This is a genomic window from Thermohahella caldifontis, from assembly GCF_041153465.1.
GTDB classification, from domain to species: Bacteria; Pseudomonadota; Gammaproteobacteria; order Pseudomonadales; family Oleiphilaceae; genus Thermohahella; species Thermohahella caldifontis.
Genome location: NZ_CP154858.1, coordinates 50,850 through 72,742, shown reverse-complemented (window position 1 = coordinate 72,742; position 21,893 = coordinate 50,850). Strand labels below are relative to the sequence as shown.

Annotated in this window: 21 protein-coding genes and 1 riboswitch; of the genes, 7 read left to right on the top strand and 14 right to left on the bottom strand. The window is 61.2% G+C overall.

The window, feature by feature from the left end; translation table 11 throughout:
* Window positions 1-28: 28 nt before the first annotated feature.
* A complete protein-coding gene (locus tag AAIA72_RS00355) occupies window positions 29-634 on the bottom strand; it encodes a DUF2238 domain-containing protein (protein WP_369601482.1) in 606 nt (201 codons plus the stop codon).
* A gap of 243 nt (window positions 635-877) precedes the next feature.
* Between AAIA72_RS00355 and AAIA72_RS00350 the strand changes: the two genes are divergently transcribed.
* Both AAIA72_RS00350 and AAIA72_RS00345 read left to right on the top strand, forming a co-directional pair.
* Entirely contained in the window at window positions 878-2,038 is a 1,161-nt protein-coding gene (locus AAIA72_RS00350) for a hypothetical protein (protein ID WP_369601481.1), read from the top strand.
* Window positions 2,039-2,140: 102 nt separating this feature from the next.
* On the top strand, window positions 2,141-3,511 hold the full coding sequence (locus AAIA72_RS00345; RefSeq protein ID WP_369601480.1) for a TrpB-like pyridoxal phosphate-dependent enzyme: 1,371 nt from the start codon (window positions 2,141-2,143) through the stop codon (window positions 3,509-3,511).
* A gap of 5 nt (window positions 3,512-3,516) precedes the next feature.
* Here AAIA72_RS00345 and AAIA72_RS00340 read toward each other — a convergent pair whose 3' ends face one another.
* The 6 genes from AAIA72_RS00340 to AAIA72_RS00315 are packed head-to-tail and all read right to left on the bottom strand — an operon-like array spanning window position 3,517 to window position 9,131.
* Window positions 3,517-4,395 (bottom strand): HD domain-containing phosphohydrolase, encoded by an 879-nt coding sequence (locus tag AAIA72_RS00340; RefSeq protein WP_369601479.1) that lies wholly within the window; start codon window positions 4,393-4,395, stop codon window positions 3,517-3,519.
* Window positions 4,396-4,431: 36 nt separating this feature from the next.
* Window positions 4,432-4,980: a histidine phosphatase family protein gene (locus tag AAIA72_RS00335; RefSeq protein WP_369601478.1), complete on the bottom strand. Its 549-nt coding sequence runs from the start codon at window positions 4,978-4,980 to the stop codon at window positions 4,432-4,434.
* The gene (locus tag AAIA72_RS00330; protein ID WP_369601477.1) at window positions 4,965-5,729 is read right to left on the bottom strand and encodes an adenosylcobinamide-GDP ribazoletransferase; all 765 of its coding nucleotides are present in this window, start codon (window positions 5,727-5,729) and stop codon (window positions 4,965-4,967) included. Before AAIA72_RS00330 ends, AAIA72_RS00335 begins: the two co-directional genes overlap by 16 nt.
* Window positions 5,726-6,775, bottom strand: a complete 1,050-nt coding sequence (cobT, locus tag AAIA72_RS00325) for a nicotinate-nucleotide--dimethylbenzimidazole phosphoribosyltransferase (protein ID WP_369601476.1) — start codon at window positions 6,773-6,775, stop codon at window positions 5,726-5,728. The genes AAIA72_RS00330 and cobT overlap by 4 nt, the downstream gene beginning before the upstream one ends.
* The gene (gene cobU, locus AAIA72_RS00320) at window positions 6,772-7,305 is read right to left on the bottom strand and encodes a bifunctional adenosylcobinamide kinase/adenosylcobinamide-phosphate guanylyltransferase (protein WP_369601475.1); all 534 of its coding nucleotides are present in this window, start codon (window positions 7,303-7,305) and stop codon (window positions 6,772-6,774) included. The genes cobT and cobU overlap by 4 nt, the downstream gene beginning before the upstream one ends.
* A gap of 8 nt (window positions 7,306-7,313) precedes the next feature.
* Entirely contained in the window at window positions 7,314-9,131 is a 1,818-nt protein-coding gene (locus tag AAIA72_RS00315) for a TonB-dependent receptor (protein ID WP_369601474.1), read from the bottom strand.
* Window positions 9,132-9,239: 108 nt separating this feature from the next.
* Window positions 9,240-9,442, bottom strand: a riboswitch (cobalamin riboswitch).
* Between the two features lie 112 nt (window positions 9,443-9,554).
* Here AAIA72_RS00315 and ilvD point away from each other — a divergent pair.
* Both ilvD and AAIA72_RS00305 read left to right on the top strand, forming a co-directional pair.
* Window positions 9,555-11,402 (top strand): dihydroxy-acid dehydratase, encoded by a 1,848-nt coding sequence (ilvD, locus tag AAIA72_RS00310; protein WP_369601473.1) that lies wholly within the window; start codon window positions 9,555-9,557, stop codon window positions 11,400-11,402.
* 260 nt (window positions 11,403-11,662) lie between these two features.
* Window positions 11,663-12,427 carry a PEP-CTERM sorting domain-containing protein gene (locus AAIA72_RS00305; protein WP_369601472.1) on the top strand — a complete coding sequence of 255 codons (765 nt, stop codon included), beginning with the start codon at window positions 11,663-11,665 and terminating at the stop codon, window positions 12,425-12,427.
* Window positions 12,428-12,445: 18 nt separating this feature from the next.
* Here the strand turns inward: AAIA72_RS00305 and folA are convergent, their stop codons facing one another.
* From folA to AAIA72_RS00285, 4 genes are read right to left on the bottom strand one after another with little or no spacing between them, the layout of a single operon-like run.
* The gene (gene folA, locus AAIA72_RS00300) at window positions 12,446-12,955 is read right to left on the bottom strand and encodes a type 3 dihydrofolate reductase (RefSeq protein ID WP_369601471.1); all 510 of its coding nucleotides are present in this window, start codon (window positions 12,953-12,955) and stop codon (window positions 12,446-12,448) included.
* 9 nt (window positions 12,956-12,964) lie between these two features.
* Window positions 12,965-13,759, bottom strand: coding sequence for a thymidylate synthase (gene thyA / locus AAIA72_RS00295; RefSeq protein ID WP_369601470.1), 795 nt, complete (start codon window positions 13,757-13,759; stop codon window positions 12,965-12,967).
* Window positions 13,756-14,559 carry a prolipoprotein diacylglyceryl transferase gene (gene lgt, locus AAIA72_RS00290; protein WP_369601469.1) on the bottom strand — a complete coding sequence of 268 codons (804 nt, stop codon included), beginning with the start codon at window positions 14,557-14,559 and terminating at the stop codon, window positions 13,756-13,758. The genes thyA and lgt overlap by 4 nt, the downstream gene beginning before the upstream one ends.
* Before the next feature lie 3 nt (window positions 14,560-14,562).
* Window positions 14,563-15,363, bottom strand: a complete 801-nt coding sequence (locus AAIA72_RS00285; protein WP_369601468.1) for a sulfite exporter TauE/SafE family protein — start codon at window positions 15,361-15,363, stop codon at window positions 14,563-14,565.
* A gap of 63 nt (window positions 15,364-15,426) precedes the next feature.
* Between AAIA72_RS00285 and AAIA72_RS00280 the strand changes: the two genes are divergently transcribed.
* A complete protein-coding gene (locus tag AAIA72_RS00280; protein ID WP_369601467.1) occupies window positions 15,427-16,197 on the top strand; it encodes an NRDE family protein in 771 nt (256 codons plus the stop codon).
* On the opposite strand, the gene AAIA72_RS00275 is transcribed toward AAIA72_RS00280, so the two are convergent.
* From AAIA72_RS00275 to pomA, 3 genes are read right to left on the bottom strand one after another with little or no spacing between them, the layout of a single operon-like run.
* Complete coding sequence (locus AAIA72_RS00275) at window positions 16,131-16,712, bottom strand: PilZ domain-containing protein (protein ID WP_369601466.1); 582 nt, start codon at window positions 16,710-16,712, stop codon at window positions 16,131-16,133. The genes AAIA72_RS00280 and AAIA72_RS00275 overlap by 67 nt on opposite strands.
* 18 nt (window positions 16,713-16,730) lie before the next feature.
* On the bottom strand, window positions 16,731-17,717 hold the full coding sequence (locus AAIA72_RS00270; protein WP_369601465.1) for a flagellar motor protein MotB: 987 nt from the start codon (window positions 17,715-17,717) through the stop codon (window positions 16,731-16,733).
* A gap of 9 nt (window positions 17,718-17,726) precedes the next feature.
* The gene (gene pomA / locus AAIA72_RS00265) at window positions 17,727-18,485 is read right to left on the bottom strand and encodes a flagellar motor protein PomA (protein ID WP_369601464.1); all 759 of its coding nucleotides are present in this window, start codon (window positions 18,483-18,485) and stop codon (window positions 17,727-17,729) included.
* A 197-nt stretch (window positions 18,486-18,682) separates the two neighbouring features.
* Here pomA and xseB point away from each other — a divergent pair, with 197 nt between their 5' ends.
* Both xseB and dxs read left to right on the top strand, forming a co-directional pair.
* A complete protein-coding gene (gene xseB, locus AAIA72_RS00260; protein ID WP_369601463.1) occupies window positions 18,683-19,828 on the top strand; it encodes an exodeoxyribonuclease VII small subunit in 1,146 nt (381 codons plus the stop codon).
* Between the two features lie 65 nt (window positions 19,829-19,893).
* Entirely contained in the window at window positions 19,894-21,819 is a 1,926-nt protein-coding gene (gene dxs / locus AAIA72_RS00255) for a 1-deoxy-D-xylulose-5-phosphate synthase (RefSeq protein ID WP_369601462.1), read from the top strand.
* Window positions 21,820-21,893 lie beyond the last annotated feature (74 nt).

Here is a 21,893-nt window from a genome sequence, read left to right as displayed (position 1 = left end):
TGTAATCACTGTCAACACTGATGCCAAGTCACGCCGGCTTTTGCAGCGCCTCCAGCTGGCGATCATGAACCCGGGAAAGCAGTACCAGCGCCGAGATGGCGCCCACCAGTGCCAGGAACATGTCACTCTGCGTATCCCACACATAGCCCTGCATCCCCAGGAAGGCTTCTGCCGCTTCACCGGATGCCAGGGCCACCCACCATTCGATCAGCTCGTAAAAGGCGGAAATGGCCAGACAGACACAAATCACGAAGAACGGAATCCAGCGTTCACGCCGGAACACCTTCAGTCTTGTGACGATCTCCCGGGCGATCAGCGCCGGAACGAATCCCTGGGCAAAATGGCCCAGCTTGTCATAGTTGTTGCGCGTCTGGCCCAGCAGGTCCCGGACCCAGTCACCCAATGGCACTTCCGCGTAGGTGTAATGCCCGCCCACCATGAGAATGATCATGTGCACCAGCACCAGCCAGCGGACCAGCGGTGTCAGCGGGAAACGCCCGGCCGTCATGACCATGACACCGTAACCCGCCAGCGCCGGAAACACCTCCAGAAACCAGGTCAACTGATCCTTGGGGTGCCAGCCGCTCCAGAGCAGTACACCCCAGAACAGACCATGCCACAGCGTTTTGTCCATGGCTGACGTCTCCCCATTTTTTCAGAAGGTGCCATTCAACCTTTTGACTTTAAGGGGAAAAACGTGATGTGGTAACGGAATCGGGGTTTCCCTCCAGGTACAATGTGATTGCCTATAAGTCACTGAACCCAAAGGAAAACCCCGATGCCTTACCATGCCACAGATCGGACAAAATGGAAAGCCCGCCTCTGCAGCCTGATTGACCAGGCACCTGAACAGATCACACGGCCTGTGAGAAAACTCATGGCAGAGGTCACTTTCGGCATCCTCACTTCCGGTTCCCTCACGCAGGCAGAGATTGCCCGCACACTCAATGAGCCATGCAGACTGCACCATACCCAGAAGCGCATCTCCCGCATGCTGGCCGGACACAGTGAAGTGGCCTGGGCCGCAGAGCAGGTGCAGCTTGCGCACGTCAGCCGGCACGTCACGCAGGACATGATCCTGGCCATTGATCCGGGCGATCTGAACCGTGACGGCGCACCGAAAAGTGAATGGCGGGGCCGCGTCAGGGACGGCGATACCGGAGAAATTGTCGGCGGATATCCGCTGATGACCGTGGTGGCACGGGATGTCCGGCGCGGGAAGACGCTGCCGTTGCTGACCCGCCTGAATACCCCGCGGCGCACGGCATTCAGAAGCGAGAACCATGACATTCTCTCGGTGATGGATGAAGTGAGCCGGCATATCCGGAAGGATCTGCTCTGGGTGATAGACCGGGGAGGCGACCGGGGCATCCTGTGGGATGCCTGGATCCGGTGTGAGCGCCAGGTGCTGGTCAGAGCGGCCAATCAGCGCTACTGGTGCTGGCGGGACCGCCATAAAACAGCGCAGCAGATTGCCCGTGAACTGCCGCTGAAGCATCAGGGGCAGCTCAGACGGGGAGGCCCCCGCGTCAGGTTTGGTATCACCCGGGTGATGCTGCGAGAGCATCCGGACAGCCCCTTGTGGATGATTGTCGTCCGCCATGACCGCCCGGAGCCTCTGGTGCTGGTTACCACGCGTCCGGTGCGCGGAAGGCGACAGGGAGAGCGCATGATACATGCCTACATGGACCGCTGGGCCTGCGAGGAAGGCTACCGCTTTACCAAGCAGGGCTTTGCGCTGGAGTCTGTACCGGCACGGCGCTTCACCACACTTCAGAATCTGGTTGCGCTGGCGAGTCTGGCCTGGGGACTGCTTGCCGTCTGGCAGGACCGGGATAGCTGTCTGATCAGAAGTTCACGCCGGCAAAAGCCGGACAAGGCGCTTAAGTTCCCGTTCTACAGCCTGCTCAAGGGATGGCAGAACCTGTTCAGAGGTGCACGGGTGCTGTTCTGGCCACTTTGGCGCAAACGAAAAACACGAAGTCTGATTGATGACTTGTTTGCCCGAAATGGTTCTCTCGCCACGGGGCCGGGGTAAAAAATGGGGAGACGCCAGTGTCCATGGGACTTTCATCCTCTCCTGATTCGTGGTAAGAGTGATCCTCACAGAATTTGTCCACAAGAACAACAAGGAATTGCCATGCAACCCATCAAGATCACACTGGATGAACAGGACATCCCGACCCATTGGTACAACGTCATGGCGGATCTGGACAATCCACCGCCGCCTCCGCTCGGGCCCGATGGCCAGCCGGTGACCCCCGAGGCACTCTCCGCCATCTTTGCCGCTCCGATCATTGAACAGGAGATGGCCACGGAGCGCTGGATTCCCATACCGGAACCGGTCCGCCAGATCTATGCCCAATGGCGTCCGACGCCGCTTTTCCGTGCCCGCCGTCTGGAAGAGGCCCTGAATACACCGGCACGTATCTACTACAAGTACGAGGGTGCCAGTCCGGCCGGTTCCCACAAGCTGAACTCCGCCATTGCCCAGGCCTTTTACAACCGGCAGGCCGGCATCCGCCAGCTCACCACCGAAACCGGTGCGGGCCAGTGGGGCTCGTCTCTGGCACTGGCCGGACAGATGTTCGGTATTGATGTGCGCATTTTCATGGTCAGGGTGAGCTATGAACAGAAGCCGTTCCGGCGTTCCATGATGCAGACCTGGGGCGCGAAGGTGACGGCCAGCCCGTCAATGGAAACGGAAACCGGCCGCAGGATTCTGGCCGAGCACCCGGACAGCCAGGGCTCGCTGGGCATCGCCATCTCGGAAGCAGTGGAAATGGCCGCACAGAATCCGGACGTCAAGTACTCCCTGGGCTCGGTGCTCAATCATGTGTTGCTGCACCAGACCGTGATTGGCCTGGAAGCCAAAAAGCAGTTCGAGAAGATCGGCGATTATCCGGACATGATCTTCGCGCCCTGTGGTGGTGGCTCCAACTTTGCCGGCGCAGCCTTCCCCTTCTTTGCGGATATGGCCGCAGGTGGGCGCGAAGTCCGCATGGTGGCCGTGGAGCCCACCTCCTGCCCTTCCCTGACCCGCGGTCACTTTGCCTGGGACTTCGGAGACAGTGTGGGCCTGACGCCGCTGACACGCATGTACACCCTGGGTCACGATTTCATGCCGCCCGGCATCCACGCCGGAGGTCTGCGCTACCACGGCGCCTCGGCCATTGTTTCCCAGATGTACCATGACAAGCTCATCGAGGCGGTTGCGGTACCGCAACTGGCCACATTCGAGGCGGGCGTTCAGTTTGCCCGTGCCGAGGGCATCATTCCCGCCCCCGAATCCTGTCACGGTATCCGGGCCGTGATCGACGAGGCGCTGCGCTGCCGGGAAGAGGGGGTCAGCAAGACGCTGTTCTTCAACCTGTCCGGCCACGGTCATTTCGACATGGCGGCCTATGACAAGTATTTCAGTGGTGAACTGGAAGACTTCGAGTATCCGGCCTCGGCCATTGAGGACGCTCTTTCCCGCCTGCCCAAGGTGGCTGAAGAACCGGTTTCCTGACCGGTTCAGACGGCCTGCGTGTCCGGTAGCAGTGCCGGGCGCACAGTCCCCACCAGCCGGTCAATGAGACCGTAATCCACCTCGGGAACCAGGTCCCGGGGTGAGGCTTTCTCGTCCACCGGTGTGACAGCCAGGCGACCATCCTGACGGTGGACCACCGCGCCCCCGCCACAGTTGGGGCAGAACAATTTGTGGCCCTCTTCATGATCCCTCTGAACCACCAGCGTGGGTCCGCACTGTGGACAGTCATGCAGCGGCATGCCCTCGTCACTGTGCTGCACAATCCCCTCAAAGCAACCCTGCCGGCCCAACTCAATGAAACGTTCCCCCAACGCCACATCAAACTGGCTGCCCAGATGGCGTTCAATGATGTCCAGTGCCACATCGACCGGCATGCCGGGCCGATAGGGCCGGTGACTGGTCATGGCATCAAAGGCATCACAGATTCCGGTAATTCTTGCAGCAAGGGGGATGTCCTGCCCGGCGAGCCCTCTCGGATAGCCCTTGCCATTGGGCATTTCATGGTGACTGTGCACCGCATCCATCACCAGCGCACGCAACGGATGGGTCGCCAAAAGGCGCGCGCCGATATCCGGGTGTGTCTGAATGGTGGCATATTCCGCATCAGTGAGCCGGTTAGGTTTCCGGAGGATGGCATCCGGTACCCCCACCTTGCCCAGATCATGCAGAAAACCGCCCACCGTCACCCGTGCCACCTGGGCTTCACTGAGGCCAGCGGCTTCGGCCAGCAATTGGCAGTAGCGGGAAACGCGCCACATGTGCCCCCCGGTATAGGGGTCGCGGGCTTCCACCATGATGGTCATGGTCAACAGACTCTGCAGCAGCGCTGCCGGCGGATCAAAACTCCAGGATCGTGCGTTCATCTTGGGCCTCCTTGGCAGATCAGACCGTTTCCGCGCTCAAAAGTTCGCCGGATAGCGCAGACGATACACTTCACCAAATCCCACCTTCAGCGCAAATGCGGCCCCGGGCGGCAGGCCGAGGTAGTCGGTCAGTGCAACCCGGATCATTCCGGCATGGGTGACCAGCAACACATGGCCCGCCGCATCATCAAGCCCGGCCAGTACCCTGCGCCAACGTTCGCGCACCTGCAGAAAGCTTTCGCCTCCCGGCGGCGGATGATTCACCCAGTCCGATGCCCAGACATCCAGCTCGGCACGGGGAATGGTTGACCAGCTCTGCCCTTCCCAGCGCCCGAAGGACATTTCGACCAGATCGGAAATCACCTGCAGTGTTGCCTGCGGCCAACGGGCGGCCTGAAGCCAGTAGGCAAGCTTCCGGCACCGAGACAAAGGACTGGTACAGATCCGCCCGACACCGTCCGGCAGCGCCTCGGCCAGGGCGCGAAAGCGATCGGGCCAGTCCGCGGCCAGCGCCACCTCCCGCTGCCCGTAAATGGCACCGGGTGCCGCATCAACCGGGGTATGCCGTATCAGAAAAAGGGCCATAACACGGCGATCATGACCACGAGGAGAATTTCAGTCAACTGCTCGGCTGCGCCCAGCAGATCCCCGGTATAGCCGCCGAGACGGCGCCTGAACCCGCGCACACAGAGCGTTCGCAAGCCAAGGAGCATCCCCAGGAGCACGAGACTGAGGGCGGGCGGCCACCAGAGGAGGGTCGGTGCCGCCAGGGCGACTACGCAGACCCGTGACGAAGGATCCAGATCCTGGGCAACCGGTTTGACCTTGCTGAGCTGATCTGCCTGGACATAGGGCAAGGCACCGATCAGGCTCACGGCCAGGGCCCGTCCGGCCATGTGCTGTGTCAACAGCATGGCCCAGCCTGCTGCCAGCGGCATCACGGAAAGTGCCGCCGCCCGCAGGCTGACGGAAGCGATCAGCGCCAGCACGCCATAGGTTCCGACACGACTGTCCTTCATGATGGTGAGTATCTGATCCGGATTCTGCCCGCCCCCCAGACCATCCAGTGCGTCCGCCAGGCCATCTTCGTGAAAGGCTCCCGTGACCAGAATGCCGGTGACCACAGCCAGCAGTGCACCCAACAGGGGTTGTCCGGCCAGCCAGCCCAGCGACCAGGGCAGCCCCGACAACAGTGCAACGCAGCCACCTGCCAGTGGCGCATACTTGCTGGCTTCACCGAGATCCCGGGCCTGCCAGTCCTCTATCCTGACCGGCAGCCGGGTATAGAATTGCAGGGCCACCCGGAACAGGTGCCATTCCCGGGCAGGATTCACAGCCGGTCGCTCACGCCCGCCTGCTCGAAACTGGCCATCTCATTAAGAAAGGCCACGGCCGAGGTGATGAGTGGCCAGGCCAGTGCGGCACCCGTGCCTTCACCAAGCCGGAGGCCCAGATCCAGCAGCGGTCGCGCTCCGAGCGCATCCAGTACCAGGCGATGCCCCTGCTCACCGGAGCAATGGGCAAAGATGGCATAGTCGGCAATGTCCGGGGCCAGACACCAGGCGACCACGTAAGCAGCGGTGGCAATGAAGCCATCGACAACAAAGATACAGCGCTCATGTGCTGCCTCAAGCATGGCGCCGGTCATGGCCGCTATCTCGAGCCCGCCAAGCGCTGCCAGTACCTGCAGCGTGGTCTCTGCCTCGTTGTGCAGCCTCAGGCCCAGCCCGATGACCTCCCGCTTGCGTACAAGCTGTTCGTCATTCACCCCCGTACCGCGGCCGGTCAGGGCGTTGACAGGGAGCCCGAGCAAACGGCAGCACAGTGCAGTGGCCGGTGTCGTGTTGCCAATCCCCATCTCGCCGAAAAGAAAGGCATTGGCCCCGTCCTGACGTGCCCGGCGGATCTGCGCTGCGCCCACGGCCAGCGCCGCATCACACTCCCCGGCAGTCATCGCGGGCGCCTCGGTAAAATCTCTTGTCCCGGGCCGGATGCTGGCCCGGATCAGGTCGGGGCGGGCTTCCGGCTCTTGCGCCACGCCCACGTCCACCACCTGAAGGCGAATACCGTGATGACGGGCAAACACATTGATGGCCGCACCTCCGGAAAGAAAATTGAGTACCATCTGCCAAGTCACGTCCTGAGGGTAGGCACTGACGCCCTGTTTCGCCACGCCATGATCCGCGGCAAAGACCCACAAGTGCGGGTGGCTCAGCAACGGCCTGAGCGTACCCTGAACCCGGCCGACCTGAAAGGCAAGCGACTCCAGAACCCCCAGTGCACCCGGCGGCTTGGTCTTGCGGTCAATGGCGTCTCGCAGTGCCTGATCCAGCGCGCCATCAACAGGGGTGATGTCCGGCATTTTCCACGGCATGTTCATGGCATGGCTCCTTTCAGGTGAAGAGGCAGACCGGCCGCCACGAGCACGACCTCATCACACACATTGCCCAGCTTCTGGTGCAGCACACCCGCCAGATCACAGAACCGGCGGCTCAGTCTGTCCGGGGGGATCACGCCCAGATTGGTCTCGTTGGAAACCAGCACCAGCGGCGCCCTGAAAGCGCCGACCTGTCTCACCAGTCTGTCACAGGCGTTGCGAATGAACGCGTCATCCCGTCCGGCGGTCAGCAACGCGGTCAGCCACAGGGTCAGGCAGTCCACGATGACAACCGCCCGTTCCGAATCCAGTGCCGGCAGCACATCCGTCAGGCCTGCCCCGCACTCCACCGTACGCCAGTCTGCCGGGCGTTCGGCCTTGTGCCGGGCGATCCGCTCCGCCATGTCATCATCATGTGCTTCGGCCGTGGCCACCAGCACCACCTCCCGGCCCGTGGCAGCCATCTGGCCGGCACGCCACGCAGCGTACCGGCTCTTGCCACTCTTGACGCCGCCCAGTACCAGAATGGCCATGGGGCGTGTCAGGGCTGCCAGTTCAGGGTCAGGTAGAAACTGCGACCGGGCTGATTGTAATAATAGACGGTTTCATAGGTCTGATCGGTGACGTTCTCGATCTTTGCCGCAACGCTGAAGCCATGAGACAGGTTGTACCGGGCCCGCAGGTCCAGACGCCCATATCCGTCCAGCTCCTGTGTGTTGTAAAGATCACCGTAGCGCCGACCAACCGCCATCCAGTCGGCACCGAGAGTCAGATGCTCAATCTGCCGGTCCAGGGAGACCGTCAGCTTGGTGCGCTCACGATTGGGCAAGGTGTTCCCCTTCGTGGCAGCATCCTGGCTCTCGGGATCCTGCAGTGTGATGGTGCCACGCCACCAGAATCCGGGTGAAACCGTACCCGATGCGGTCAGTTCGACCCCCGAAATGCGTGCCTGCCCCAGATTGGCCGCCAGCCAGCCATTGGACGGGTCCGCTGCAATGAGGTCACGAATGCGAGTGTGGTAAAGGGTTGCACTCCAGTCGATGCGCGCATCACTGCCCTTCAGGCCCGCTTCCAGACTCCAGCTGGTCTCGGGGGTCAACGTCGGGGATCCATAGCCGGGAAAGTACAGATCATTGAAAGTCGGGGCCTTGAACGCACTGCCATAGCTGACAAAGGACTTCACTCCCGGGAACAACTGGTGCCCCCAAGCCAGCGATCCTGTTGTCTTCTCGCCAAACTGCTCGTTGCGGTCATGGCGGACGCTCGCCTCGTAACGGTCGGCACCTTGCTCTGTCAGCCACTGACCAAACAGCGCCTTGTTGTCCCGGCTGGTTTTCGCATAGCTCGTCGTACCCAGCACTTCGTCACGCTGGTATTCCGCCCCTACAATGAGCGTACCGCTGTCCAGGGACTGCAGCACCTGTGCGCCCACCGTGTTGCGCCGGGTCTCGAAGCGGGAAACGAACACACCGTCGTTGAATGAGTCCACCAGGTCGTTGTTGTATCCGTAGCGGAGCTCCACCATTCGGTCGTCTGAAACCGGCAGGCGCGTCGTCAGACCCAGCACTTTCTGAACCGGCTCGGAACTGTTCTGATAGGCCCCGTCATAATCCACCTCGCCCTGAGACTGAAAACCACTGAGCCGGATCTCGCCACCATTGGCCAGTGCCTTGCCGGCATTCAGGCGCCACGCCTGCTCGCGATATCCGTCATCGTCGGGTTCATTGTCATAACAGGCCACAAACAGGGTGCCCGAATCCGGATTGCAGGCATTGAAACCTTCCGTCCCCTTGGCGGAAACGCCCAACGCATAATCCCAGTCTCCCTGCGTACCGGATACCGAAGTATCCGCTGACCAGAAATGATCACTGCCGGCCGTGACACTGAACGAAGGTGCAGGCGCCCCCTTCCCCTTGCGGGTAAAGATCTGAATGACGCCGCCAATGGCCTCGGACCCGTACAGACTGGCCCGCGGCCCCCGCACAATTTCGATCCGCTCCACCGTTTCCAGCGGCAGTGATTCCCAGGCTACCGTGCCCAGGGTGGCGCTGCCCACCTTGACGCCATCCACAAGCACAAGCACGTGACTGGAATTGGTTCCCCTGACAAACACGGAAGAGGTTGCGCCAACGCCACCACTCTGCGTAACCGTCAGTCCGGCCATGCCGCGGAGAAGCTCCGGCAGCGTACGCGCCTGCTGGCGCTCGATGTCTTCCCGCTTGATCACCGTGACGGATGCCAGGGTGTCATCCAGCGTCAGGGCCACACGATTGGCCGTGACAACCAGGGTTTGATCAACTTCAGCCTGAACAGGCAGGGACAGGATGGCCACACTCAGGGCCAGACAGGACTTGCGCATTGAACTCTTCCTCCGTTTCGCACACCCGCGTGAATCGCCGGGGCGGGAGGAGGCAGGGCTGCGCATGACGGAGAAATACGAAATGCGCTTGGCCGGCGCCCTCCGCGCCACCAGGCAGTGTTGTCAGGCCGGTCTCCGGACTCGTGAGGGGCCAACTGGCCGGCTGCGCGCCTTCCCATGTTCTGACACAGTGGCGTGAAGCGCAGTCTGACTCACCTACCGTTGCGGGGGCAGTGCCGGACTTGCCTTGCGGCGCACCGGCTTCCCGTTTCATCTTCCTTGCGGAAGACACCTGACAGTTGCGGCGCACGATACTGAGGGATGACACCCCTGTCAAGCCGGGTGTCTGCCCAAGTGCGGGCGAGTCTGGTATCCTTGTGCCACCTACGCTCCGAACACGATAGACAACGGGATCAAAACACTATGCCAACCTATCGCTCTCGAACCACAACAGCCGGTCGCCACATGGCCGGTGCACGGGCCCTGTGGCGTGCCACGGGCATGAAGGACGATGATTTCAGAAAGCCGATCATTGCCGTGGTCAACTCCTTTACCCAGTTTGTGCCCGGTCATGTCCACCTGAAAGACATGGGACAGATGGTGGCCCGCGAAATTGAAGCCGCAGGGGGGGTGGCCAAGGAGTTCAACACCATTGCGGTGGATGACGGGATTGCCATGGGGCATGACGGCATGCTCTACAGCCTGCCGTCCCGCGAGATCATTGCGGACTCGGTGGAATACATGGTCAACGCCCACTGCGCCGATGCCATGATCTGCATCTCCAACTGCGACAAGATCACCCCGGGGATGCTCATGGCCGCCATGCGCCTGAACATTCCGGCCATATTCGTATCCGGCGGCCCCATGGAAGCGGGCAAGACCAAGCTGGCGACACACGCCCTGGATCTGGTGGACGCCATGGTCATTGCAGCCGATGACTCGGCGTCTGATGAAACCGTGGCCGAATACGAACGCTCCGCCTGTCCGACCTGCGGTTCCTGCTCCGGCATGTTCACCGCCAACTCCATGAACTGCCTGGCGGAAGCCATCGGCCTCGCATTGCCCGGCAACGGTACCATGCTGGCCACACACGCCGACCGGCGCGATCTGTTCCTGCGTGCCGCCCGCCAGATCGTGGAAAACACCCGCCGTTACTACGAACAGGATGACGAATCGGTACTGCCGCGCAGCATAGCCAGCAAGGCTGCCTTTGAGAATGCCATGGCGCTGGACATTGCCATGGGCGGATCCACCAACACCATCCTTCACCTCCTGGCCATCGCCCAGGAAGGCGAAGTGGACTTCACGCTGCAGGACATCGACCGGCTGTCCCGCAAGGTGCCGCAGTTCTGCAAGGTGGCGCCCAACACGCAGAAATATCACATTGAGGATGTGCACCGCGCCGGTGGCATCTACGGCATTCTGGGAGAACTGGACCGGGCCGGCATCCTGAACACCTCCCTGCCCACGGTGCACAGCACGACCCTGGCCGAAGCCCTGGACAAGTGGGACGTGATGCGCACGCAGGATGAAGCAGTACACACCTTCTACAAGGCCGGGCCGGCAGGCATTCCGACACAGGAAGCCTTCAGCCAGAGCACCCGCTGGCCCTCCCTTGATCTTGACCGGGAAAACGGCTGCATCCGCAACATCGAGCACGCCTACAGCACCGAAGGCGGCCTGGCCGTGCTCTACGGCAACATTGCTGAAGACGGCTGCATCGTCAAGACAGCCGGTGTGGATGAAAGCATTCTGGTCTTCGAAGGCCGTGCCCGGATCTGCGAGAGTCAGGAGGAAGCTGTCGAGAAGATTCTCGGCGGTGAGATCAAGCCGGCAGATGTGGTGATCATTCGCTACGAGGGGCCGAAAGGCGGGCCGGGCATGCAGGAAATGCTCTACCCCACCAGCTATCTCAAGTCCAAGGGGCTGGGCAAGGTCTGCGCCCTGGTCACGGACGGCCGGTTCTCCGGCGGCACATCAGGGCTGTCCATTGGTCATGTTTCTCCGGAAGCCGCTGCCGGTGGCGCCATCGGCCTGGTTGAGGAAGGTGATCGCATCCTGATCGACATTCCGCGCCGCAGCATCAATGTGGATGTCCCGGATGAAGAACTGGCGCGTCGACGCGCCGCGATGGAGGCCAGGGGACCCCAAGCCTGGAAGCCGGCAAAGCCGCGGCCGCGTCGGGTGAGCACCGCGCTCAAGGCCTACGCACTGCTTGCCACCTCGGCGGACAAGGGCGCCGTCCGCAACAAGGCCCTGCTGGAAGACTGACGCCCTGTCAGGGGTGTGCCGGCCCGCCCGGCGCACCGCCCATTATTTTTACACCACAATTTTGACGCACTTCTCATCCGCAAACAGATACGTCCAGATTATTAACACCCACCGCAATCAAGCGAATACAAAGGTGTCAGCTATCTTTCTGCCCTGAAACAAAAAATTCATATTGGCCCATTTTGTGCTCATATCTTGCCAGTGCTGATCAGGCACCTGTAAAAAATAATTGCATTCAGGGACAAGGACACCAGATACACATGAAAAAGCTCTGCACCGCCATCACACTGACCTGTGCCGCCCTCAGCGCGCAAGCGTATACCATCACGGATGCCTACGTCGGCAGCGATGACCACGGATATGGCGATGTTATCGGCGCCACATCGAAGTTTGACATCAGCCGCCTCACCTACAGCCTCTCGGGCACCACACTCCGCACGCGCATCTATACGAATTTTGTCAATCACATCGGCGTCTTTCCCGATGCTGACAGTGAAGGGCTGAAACGCGGAATCGGCCTGGGTGATCTGCTCTTGTCCGATCAATGGTCACCTTATGGCCTGGCATCCAATGGATTCGCTGCGGACAATGCGCAGAACGGTACCCACTGGATCTACGGTCTGGCCCTGGACGACCGGTGGAACACCTCCGGCTCAGTGACCCTGTACAAACTTGCTGGCCCCAACCGATTTACACTCCTGGAAAGCGATGATTTCATGTCCTCGGGGTGGACATTCCGCAACGGCCAGGCCGTAGCCGTTGACACACAATCCAGCTATGCCCTCAACACAGGCAAGACCGGAACCTTTCAGGTGAATGCGGCAGGCGGATACATTCAGTTTGACATGGATCTGAGCGGTACAGCCCTGCTGGACGGCCCTGAAATTGCGTTTCACTGGGCCATGACAGGTGGGAATGATGTCATCGAGGGCAAGGGACCAGTTCCAGTCAGTGAACCGGCAAGTCTGACACTGGCCGGCCTGGGTCTCCTGCTCGCCGGACTGCGTCGCCGCCGCCCGGTCTGAACCCCGTATCTGCCCGGTTCAGCCGGGCAGACGATCCAGCACCACGAAACTGTACGGGTACGTATTGGGGGGGATGGCATCAAAATCTTCCCTGGACACCTCCCGCCATTCAGCCGGATTCCATTCCGGGAACCGGGCATCACCCTCCACCTCGGCATGCACCAGGGTCAGGTACATCCGGTCTGCACGGGCCAGCGCCTCCGTATAAATCTGCCCACCGCCGGCCACGATCACCTCATCCACCGCAGCCGTCATGGCCCAGGCCCTGGCCTTGCGCAGCGCTGTCTCCAGATCCGGGACCACGGTCACACCTTCCGCCCGCCACTCGGGGTTGCGTGTCACCACAATGGTGGCCCGGCCCGGCAGCGGCTTGCCAATGGACTCAAAGGTCTTGCGCCCCATGATCATGGGCTTGCCCAGCGTAATGCGCTTGAAGTAGCGCAAATCCTCGGGCAGATACCAGGGCAGTTTGTTGTTGCGGCCGATGACCCGGTTTTTGGCCATGGCGGCAATCATCGCGACACGCATACCTGCCTCCTAGACTGCAACCGGTGCCTTGATGTGGGGATGCGGGTCGTAACCCTCAATCCTGAAATCCTCGAACCGGTAATCAAACAATGATTCCGGCTTTCTCAGGATCTTCAGACGGGGTAACGGTCGGGGCTCCCGGGACAGCTGTTCGTCCGCCTGATCCAGATGATTGAGATACAGGTGCACGTCACCTCCGGTCCAGATAAACTCCCCTGCTTCCAGATCACATTGCTGTGCCACCATATGGGTCAGCAGGGCGTAACTGGCAATGTTGAAGGGCACCCCGAGAAAGATGTCCGCACTGCGCTGATAGAGCTGGCAGGACAGACGACCATCCGCCACATAGAACTGAAACAGTGCGTGGCAGGGCGGCAGCGCCATGTCGTCCACGCAGGCCGGGTTCCAGGCCACCACGATATGGCGACGGGAATCCGGATTGTTGCGAAGCTGGTCCAGTACCTGGCTGATCTGGTCAATATGCCGTCCATCCGGGGCGGGCCAGCTGCGCCACTGATACCCGTATACCGGTCCCAGATCCCCGTTCTCGTCCGCCCACTCATCCCAGATGGTCACGCCATTTTCATGCAGATAACGGATGTTCGTGTCCCCGCTGAGAAACCAGAGCAACTCATGAATGATGGAGCGCAGATGGAGTTTCTTGGTCGTCACCAGTGGGAAACCGGCCTGCAGATCAAAGCGCATCTGATACCCGAATACGCTGAGTGTTCCGGTTCCGGTGCGGTCCGACTTGCGGAAACCGTTGTCGCGCACATGGCGCATCATGTCCAGATACTGTTTCATGCCTTGCTCACCTGTTCTGTCCCGGCCCGGCGATAGGCCAATACCATCAGAATCATGCCGGCCAGCACCATGGGCACGGACAGGACCTGCCCCATGGTCAGCCACCCCCAGGCCAGATACCCAAGCTGGGGGTCCGGCTCACGAACGAACTCGACCAGAATGCGGAAGGTCCCGTAGCCGACGAGAAACAGGCCGGATACGGCCATGGTCGGTCTCGGTTTGCTGGAGTACGTCCACAGCAGAACGAAGAGCACCACGCCTTCCAGTGCGAACTCATAAAGCTGGGACGGATGCCGTGGCAGGGGGCCTCCGGTCGGGAAGACCATGCCCCAGGGGCTGTCCGTGACCCGCCCCCAGAGTTCGCCGTTGATGAAGTTGCCGATACGCCCTGCTCCCAGACCGACCGGGACCAGCGGCGCGACGAAATCGGCCACGTCAAAGAAGCGTACACCCTGGCTGCGGCCATACCACCACATGGCCAGAATCACACCCAGAAGCCCGCCATGGAAGGACATGCCTCCTGTCCAGACCTGAAACAGCCAGAGCGGATCAGCCAGAAACTTGTCAAAGTTGTAGAAAATGACATAGCCGATACGTCCGCCAAGAATGACGCCCAGCATGCCGTAGAAGATCAGATCCCCCACCTGTTCCTCGTTGAACGGTGCGCCCGGCTTCCGCGCCCTCAGGCGTGCCAGCCACCAGGCCCCGGCAAAGCCCACGAGATACATCAACCCGTACCAGTGAACTTTCAGAGGTCCCAGTGACACCGCCACCGGATCAATGTTCGGATACTTCCACATCCTTCAGACTCCCAGAGATTTCCACACAAAACGAATGCCCACGATCACCAGCAAGACCGCAAAAGCGCGCTTGAGTTTCTGCTGTGACCATCTGTGGGCCAGCGCCACCCCCCAGCGTGCGGTCCACATGCTGGTCAGCACCACACCCGCCAGCGCGGGCAGATAGACATAGCCTACACTGTACTCGGGCAGGAGCGGGTCACCCTGCCCGGTGACCATGTTGGCCAGGGCACCTCCCACCGCAATGGGCAGGCCACAGGCCGCGGAGGTTCCGACCGCTTCCTGCATGCGCACATTGCACCAGCTCAGGTAAGGAACCATCATGGATCCGCCGCCGATGCCAAAAATGGCAGACGCCCAGCCAATGCCGCCTCCCGCCACCACGAGGCCCAGGGGCCCCGGCACACTGCGTCCCGGTTTCGGCCGGATATCCAGCCACATCTTGACCGCCATGGCACAGGCGAACAACCCGATGACCAGCTTCAGCAGCGCGCCACTCATCTGGGCCGCTGTCTGGGCACCGAGGGCCGCACCCAGAACGAGGCCGATGGCCAGAAACCGAACCAGGTCCCAGCGCACGCTGCCATGCGCATGATGACTGCGAATGGAGCTGATGGCCGTGAACACAATCGTCGCCAGAGAAGTGCCCACCGCCAGATGAGGCTGGATTTCGGGCGCCACACCCTGAAGTTCGAACGCAAAGATCAGTGCCGGCACGATAATCAGCCCGCCACCAATCCCGAACAATCCGGCCAATACCCCGGCGACAGCGCCCAGAACCATATAGGCCAAAAAAACCATCATCGCCCTCCCGCTCAAAGGCGCTATAATACACGACACCCTTCACAAAGGGATGACCTTTCCTTCATGTGTCTTGCGTTTTTTGCCATCGGCCAGTCCACACACTATCCCTTCATTGCGCTGGCCAACCGGGACGAGTTTTATGCCCGGCCGACCCGCCCGCTGCACCGGTGGGCCACCCGCCCGGTCATCCGGGCCGGCCGTGATGAACAGGCGGGTGGAACCTGGCTGGGCTGCACCGCCGACCGCTTTGCGCTGGTGACCAACGTGCGCCGGCATCCTCAGCCAGAAGGGACACGCTCCCGGGGAGAACTGGTTGTCGATGCATTGCTGACACCAGACCTCGGCACATGGTTTGCGTGGCTGGAGAGCCAGAAAAATGCCTGGACGGGTTTCAATCTGATCGTCTGGGACAAGGAAAGACTGCACTACCTCAGCAACCGGACACCCGCCTTTCACCAATTGCGGAAAGCCGGCATTTACGGGCTGAGCAATGCAGAACTGGATTCTCCCTGGTTCAAGGTGGAAAGCGGCAAGCAGGCGCTGTCTGCACTACTGGCCCGCGAGGATGACCCGGCACCGGAAGCGTTTCAGCAGATCATGCTGGATACCCGGAAAGCGCCGGCGCACGCCCTGCCCGAAACCGGACTGCCCCGCGACATGGAAAACGCCCTGTCCTCACGCTTTATCCGCTTGCCCCATTACGGGACACGCAGCACAACGCTGGTCAGAATGGATGTACAGGGTGTCTTTCACATGGATGAATGGACCTATGCCCCATCAGGTGACTTGCCAGCCTCCCGGGCCTCCCGCCGTGCTCTCAGCTCCCGGCTCTGAGCCCGGATCACATGCTGAATGAGGATTTCCTGCCGCTCCGAGTCAATATTGCCGAAGTCGGCCCGGATGACCCAGGGCTCATCCTCACGCCCGCTGTGCTGATCGCGAGCCACCACGGTCCCCATCAGATCCAGGGTGATATTGCCGGGGAAAAGCGTCAGCTGCATGGCCAGCCGTGCGCCGACCGGGACAGGTTCACTGGCCGTAAAGGCAATGCCGCAGGCACTCAGACTCACCGGCTTGATGCGCGCCATGAGCTGCTCCTGCTCCTTGCGGGTATCCAGTGAGAGGGCAAGATTGATCTTGCGATTGAACAGCTCCAGAATTTCCAGTACGGCAGGCTGCGTGCTTCTGAGGGATTCAAACAGGGCGCTGATTTCGTTTTCCAGCCGCATCAGGACGTCGGACGCCTGCAGGGGCTGCCTCGCCTCCCAGGACTCCCCGTCCGCCAGCCGGCGCCAGACCAGTCCCACCTGATCGGCTACACGAAAATAGCGACGTCTTTCCTGGGTCATGCTGACCTCGTTTGTGAATCAGAATATTTCATCGGGAGACAGTTCCTGAATGCCCGGCAACTGGGTTTCGTTGATCAGCTCCGGCGCCTGCTTGCGGGCGGTCTCCAGTTCCTTCTTCGTCTGCTCATCCAGCGGTTGCTGAATGATGATCTCCACCCGGCGATTTCGGGCCCGGTTTTCCGGAGTGTCGTTGGGCACCAGCGGCTTGGTGTCCGCATAGGCTGTGACGGTAAACCGCTGCTGATCCAGATCCGGCCGGGCTTCGATCAACGCATGCAGCACCTCCAGCGCCCGGGCGGCGGACAGGTCCCAGTTGCTCCGGAAACGTGCCGTGTGAATGGGGATGCTGTCGGAATGACCTTCGATGGCCACATGCCCCTCAATGCCGGCAATGATTTCTGCCAACCGCTCAATGACCGGCAAAAACTCCCATTTCAGAGTCGCCGAGCCGCTGTCAAAGGAGCCCTTTTCCTGCACACGGATCGTGATCTTGCGCCCCCGGGTTTCCACCTCGACCATATTGTTGCGGATTTCCTGCTCCATGGCTGCTGCAATGGAAACGGCATCGCTCTCCGTCTTGTCCACCAGCTGCTTGATTTTCTCCACCACAATGTCGCTGAGCTCCTGCCCCTGTACCTTGGGACACTGCTCTTCAAGCGCCTTCTCCACCGCCTGTTTGCAGAGCTGCTCCACATTGGGCAGATCCGCATCCGTGGTGTGCTGCATGACCACCTGCAGCGGCGTGGGCTCCGGTTTGCCGGGAGAAAACTCCTGGGCGATGATACTCGTCCCCTTGGGAATCATGTTCACATCAATCTGATTCTGCACACCGAAGGCTTCCCGCATGGAACCGGCCAGCCGCTTGAACTTGAGCACATCCATTTCGGAAAAGGACAGCAGCAGCACAAAAAAGCACATCAGCAGCGACATGAGATCCGCAAAGGTGGCCAGGTACCCCGGCAACCCCGGCGGACATTCGCACGGCTTCTCTTCTTCGTCACTCATGATCTGCGCTTACTCACTTCCACCGCCGCGTTTGCCTTCAGGCAGATAGGTACGCAGCATGGTTTCAATCACCCTGGGGTTCTGACCTGCCTGAATGGCCAGCAGCGCATCAATGATCATGGATTTGAGCTGTTCTTCCTCACCCATGCGAATGGTCAGCTTGTCCTTGATGGGCAGGGCAACCATGTTTGACAACATCGCCCCATAGAGCGTCGTCAGCAGAGCCACCGCCATAGCAGGTCCGATGGACTTGGGGTCATCCATGTTGGAGAGCATGGCCACCAGACCCACCAGTGTCCCGATCATGCCCATGGCGGGCGCCACATCACCAAAGGCTGCCCAGACCGCAGCCCCCTGCTTGTGGCGCTCTACTGCCAGGGATTTGTCCTTGCCCAGCAGGGTCTTGACCACATCCGCATCATGCCCGTCCACCAGCAGCTGGATGCCCTTCTTGAGAAAATCGTTGGGGATTTCCTTGCCCTCCAGAGACAGGAGCCCCCCCTTGCGCGCGGCGTCGGCCAGCTCCACCACCTGCTCGATCAGATCCTCCGGGGTATCCAGCTTGAACATGAAGGCCTTGGCCGCCGTTTTGCCTGCGCCCAGGAACTGGGCCAGCGTAAACTTCATGAGGACCACAAAAACAGAACCCACAATCACGATGAGTACGGACGGGACATCCACAAATATGCCCAGGCCGCCGCCAAGCACCATCGCCATCGCCACAATGGCAAATCCGCCCAACAGGCCTATGAGGGTCGCCAGATCCACAGAATACCCCTTTTCAATTGACTGAATGCTGCAACTTCAGGTGGCCGGAACCGGCCTCGGGCCAGCTTGTCGTAAGCATAAACACAAAATGAAAAATCTGCCAGCCGACAAAACGGATATGCACGACCGAAAGCGGATTGACCGCCGAAGCCGGCTCGGCTAGGGTATCCACCTGTCTGAAAACAGGATGCAAAGGCATGGCCGAAACCCCCGATTTTGAAACCGCTCTGGCACAACTTGAAGGCATCGTCCGCGCCCTGGAACAAGGCGACCTGAAACTGGAAGAGGCGCTTGAGCGCTTCGAAACCGGCGTACACCTGTCCAGGTTGTGCCAGGATGCGCTCCGGGCAGCGGAGCTTCGTGTCGAAAAGCTTCTGGCCGATGATCCGGATACGTCCGGCACGACCGATGGGCCGGAAGATCTGCCCCCTTCCCCGCCGATCCCGAGTCTGCGCCGGATGCCGAAGATGACCTCCCATTCTGAAACGCTTGCCCATTGGCGCCAGCAGATTGACAGGCGACTGGAACAGCACCTGGAAACACTTCCGGCCGGCACGCTCCGGGACGCCATGCATTACGCGCTGACGGGCCCCGGAAAGCGCGTCCGCCCCCTGCTGGCCATGGCCACGGCCGACGTACTGAATGGCCGGGCGGAGGACGCACTGGACGCGGCCTGTGCCCTCGAGATGATCCATACCTACTCGCTGGTTCACGACGACCTGCCCGCCATGGATGATGATGCGCTCCGTCGCGGGCGTCCGACCTGCCATATCCGGTTCGACGAAGCCACCGCCATTCTGGCCGGTGACGCCCTGCTGACGCTCGCCTTCGAGGTACTGGGACGGCAGCCCGGCCCGGCCGCACGCCATCTCGGGATGGTGACCGTGCTGGCCCGTGCCAGCGGTGCCGCCGGCATGGTCGCCGGTCAGGCCTGGGACATGGAGGCCACGGGCCGGAATGTGGACCTGGACACACTGAAACGCATTCACCGGCACAAGACCGGTGCACTGATTCAGGCCAGTCTGGTGATGGGCGCCCTGGCAGCCAATGCGGATCAACCCCTGCAAGACCAGATGGCCCAACTGGGTGACTGCCTGGGCCTGGCGTTCCAGATTCAGGACGACATCCTGGACGAAGTCAGCGATACGGAAACACTCGGCAAGGCGGCAGGGCATGACCGCGAGCAGAACAAATCCACCTATGTGCGCCTGCTGGGGCTTGACGGCGCACGACGGGAAGCCGACCGCCTGATGAAGGATGCACGCCGGATTCTTGACGGAATCAACGCCGCCGACACCCCCCTGGCGCGGCTGATAGATGATCTGGCGCAAAGGAATCACTGAGCCGGCGTGTGTCCCGCCGCGTCTTGACGTATAATGCGGCGGTTGTCTGTGAGACCCTGAGAATCATGCGCAAACCCAAAACGTACCATGAGTTTCCCCGCAAGCGTCCGCAGACGCCGCTGCTGGACAGGATTGACAGCCCCGCTCAGCTCCGGCTGCTGGATCAGTGGGAACTGCTGCAGCTTGCCGACGAGCTGCGTGCATACCTCCTGTATACGGTCAGCCAGACCGGGGGACACTTCGGCGCGGGTCTCGGCGTTGTCGAACTGACCATTGCTCTGCATTACGTCCTGAACACGCCACACGACCGTCTGGTCTGGGACGTGGGACATCAGGCCTACCCGCACAAGATTCTGACCGGCCGTCGCGAGCAGATGCTCACCATGCGCAGGAAGGATGGCCTGGCTGCGTTCCCCAAGCGTGACGAAAGCGAATATGACACCTTCGGTGTGGGCCACAGCAGCACCTCCATCTCTGCGGCGCTGGGTATGGCACTGGCGGCACGGCAGAAGGGCGAGCGCCGCAAGGCCGTGGCCGTGATCGGTGATGGCGCACTGACGGCCGGCATGGCCTTCGAGGCTCTCAATCATGCCGGAGACACCCGTGCCGACATGCTCGTGATTCTCAATGACAACGACATGTCCATCTCCGAAAACGTCGGCAGCCTGTCCAACTATCTTTCACGCATACTGGCCAGCCGGACATTCAACAGCGTCCGGGATGGTGGCAAGAAAGTGCTCGAAGGGGCACCGGGGCCCATACGCGAACTGGTCAAGCGCACGGAAGAACATGTCAAGGGCATGATCGCACCGGGCACCCTGTTCGAGGAGCTGGGCTTCTACTATGTCGGCCCCATTGATGGCCATGACCTGCCCCTGCTGGTTGAAACCCTCGAAGGACTGATGGAGCGCGAGGGCCCCCAGTTCCTTCACGTGATCACCAAGAAGGGCAAGGGCTTCGCACCGGCAGAGCGCGATCCCATTGGCTACCACGCCATCAACAAGATTGAACCCGACCCTCCCGCGAAGCCGGTGGAAAGCCGCCCGCGCCCCAAATATTCCAATGTCTTCGGACAGTGGCTCTGCGATGCGGCGGCGCAGGACCCAAGACTGGTCGCCATTACGCCCGCCATGTGCGAAGGGTCCGATCTGGTCGCCTTCTCGAAGCGCTTTCCGGAACGCTATCACGATGTGGCCATTGCCGAGCAACACGCTGTCACCCTGGCCGCCGGACTGGCGTGCGAAGGCATGAAGCCCGTGGTTGCCATCTATTCCACCTTCCTGCAGCGCGCCTATGATCAGCTCATTCACGATGTGGCCCTGCAGAATCTGGACGTTCTTTTCGCCATCGACCGCGCCGGTCTGGTGGGCGAGGACGGCCCCACCCATGCCGGCGCCTTTGACCTCAGCTTCCTGCGCTGCATCCCCAACCTGGTCATCATGGCACCCGCAGACGAGAATGAAACCCGCCAGATGCTGCACACCGGCTATCTGCACAACGGCCCGGCGGCAGTGCGCTATCCGCGCGGCAAGGGGCCGGGGGTGCCGGTGAGCAATACGCTGGATACGCTGCCCATCGGCAAGGGTACCGTGGTGCGCGAAGGGCAGGACATTGCCATCCTCGCATTCGGCAGCATGGTGGAGCCGGCGCGCAAGGTGGCCGAACACCTCAATGCCACGGTCGTGAACATGCGCTTCATCAAGCCGCTGGACGTGGACATGGTCTGCCGCATGGCCGCCAGCCACCGCGTGCTGGTCACGGCGGAAGAGAATGTGGTGGCAGGCGGTGCGGGCTCCGCGGTCCTGGAGGCATTACAGGCCAACCGTATTCTCAAGCCTGTCCTGCAGCTCGGCCTGCCGGATGCATTTCAGGAACACGGCAAACCCGAAGAGCTGCTCCGGGAGGCCGGACTGGACACAGAGAGTCTGGAACGGCGGATCCGCCAGTTTGCCGCGCTTTCGGAAAACACCCGCAGCGCCGCATCCGCCTGAAGCAGGGCCCGGTCAGCCGGGCCCTTTCATTCCGCCGCCTCAGACAGGGAGTCTCTCTCCCCGCTCGCCAAGGC

What these genes read in the sequence shown, in the direction of transcription:
- AAIA72_RS00355 (WP_369601482.1), bottom strand. Translation starts at nt 634, where the DNA reads ATGGACAAAACGCTGTGGCATGGTCTGTTCTGGGGTGTACTGCTCTGG.
- AAIA72_RS00350 (WP_369601481.1), top strand. Translation starts at nt 878, where the DNA reads ATGGCAGAGGTCACTTTCGGCATCCTCACTTCCGGTTCCCTCACGCAG.
- AAIA72_RS00345 (WP_369601480.1), top strand. Translation starts at nt 2,141, where the DNA reads ATGCAACCCATCAAGATCACACTGGATGAACAGGACATCCCGACCCAT.
- AAIA72_RS00340 (WP_369601479.1), bottom strand. Translation starts at nt 4,395, where the DNA reads ATGAACGCACGATCCTGGAGTTTTGATCCGCCGGCAGCGCTGCTGCAG.
- AAIA72_RS00335 (WP_369601478.1), bottom strand. Translation starts at nt 4,980, where the DNA reads ATGGCCCTTTTTCTGATACGGCATACCCCGGTTGATGCGGCACCCGGT.
- cobT (WP_369601476.1), bottom strand. Translation starts at nt 6,775, where the DNA reads ATGAACATGCCGTGGAAAATGCCGGACATCACCCCTGTTGATGGCGCG.
- cobU (WP_369601475.1), bottom strand. Translation starts at nt 7,305, where the DNA reads ATGGCCATTCTGGTACTGGGCGGCGTCAAGAGTGGCAAGAGCCGGTAC.
- AAIA72_RS00315 (WP_369601474.1), bottom strand. Translation starts at nt 9,131, where the DNA reads ATGCGCAAGTCCTGTCTGGCCCTGAGTGTGGCCATCCTGTCCCTGCCT.
- ilvD (WP_369601473.1), top strand. Translation starts at nt 9,555, where the DNA reads ATGCCAACCTATCGCTCTCGAACCACAACAGCCGGTCGCCACATGGCC.
- AAIA72_RS00305 (WP_369601472.1), top strand. Translation starts at nt 11,663, where the DNA reads ATGAAAAAGCTCTGCACCGCCATCACACTGACCTGTGCCGCCCTCAGC.
- folA (WP_369601471.1), bottom strand. Translation starts at nt 12,955, where the DNA reads ATGCGTGTCGCGATGATTGCCGCCATGGCCAAAAACCGGGTCATCGGC.
- thyA (WP_369601470.1), bottom strand. Translation starts at nt 13,759, where the DNA reads ATGAAACAGTATCTGGACATGATGCGCCATGTGCGCGACAACGGTTTC.
- lgt (WP_369601469.1), bottom strand. Translation starts at nt 14,559, where the DNA reads ATGTGGAAGTATCCGAACATTGATCCGGTGGCGGTGTCACTGGGACCT.
- AAIA72_RS00285 (WP_369601468.1), bottom strand. Translation starts at nt 15,363, where the DNA reads ATGATGGTTTTTTTGGCCTATATGGTTCTGGGCGCTGTCGCCGGGGTA.
- AAIA72_RS00280 (WP_369601467.1), top strand. Translation starts at nt 15,427, where the DNA reads ATGTGTCTTGCGTTTTTTGCCATCGGCCAGTCCACACACTATCCCTTC.
- AAIA72_RS00275 (WP_369601466.1), bottom strand. Translation starts at nt 16,712, where the DNA reads ATGACCCAGGAAAGACGTCGCTATTTTCGTGTAGCCGATCAGGTGGGA.
- AAIA72_RS00270 (WP_369601465.1), bottom strand. Translation starts at nt 17,717, where the DNA reads ATGAGTGACGAAGAAGAGAAGCCGTGCGAATGTCCGCCGGGGTTGCCG.
- xseB (WP_369601463.1), top strand. Translation starts at nt 18,683, where the DNA reads ATGGCCGAAACCCCCGATTTTGAAACCGCTCTGGCACAACTTGAAGGC.
- dxs (WP_369601462.1), top strand. Translation starts at nt 19,894, where the DNA reads ATGCGCAAACCCAAAACGTACCATGAGTTTCCCCGCAAGCGTCCGCAG.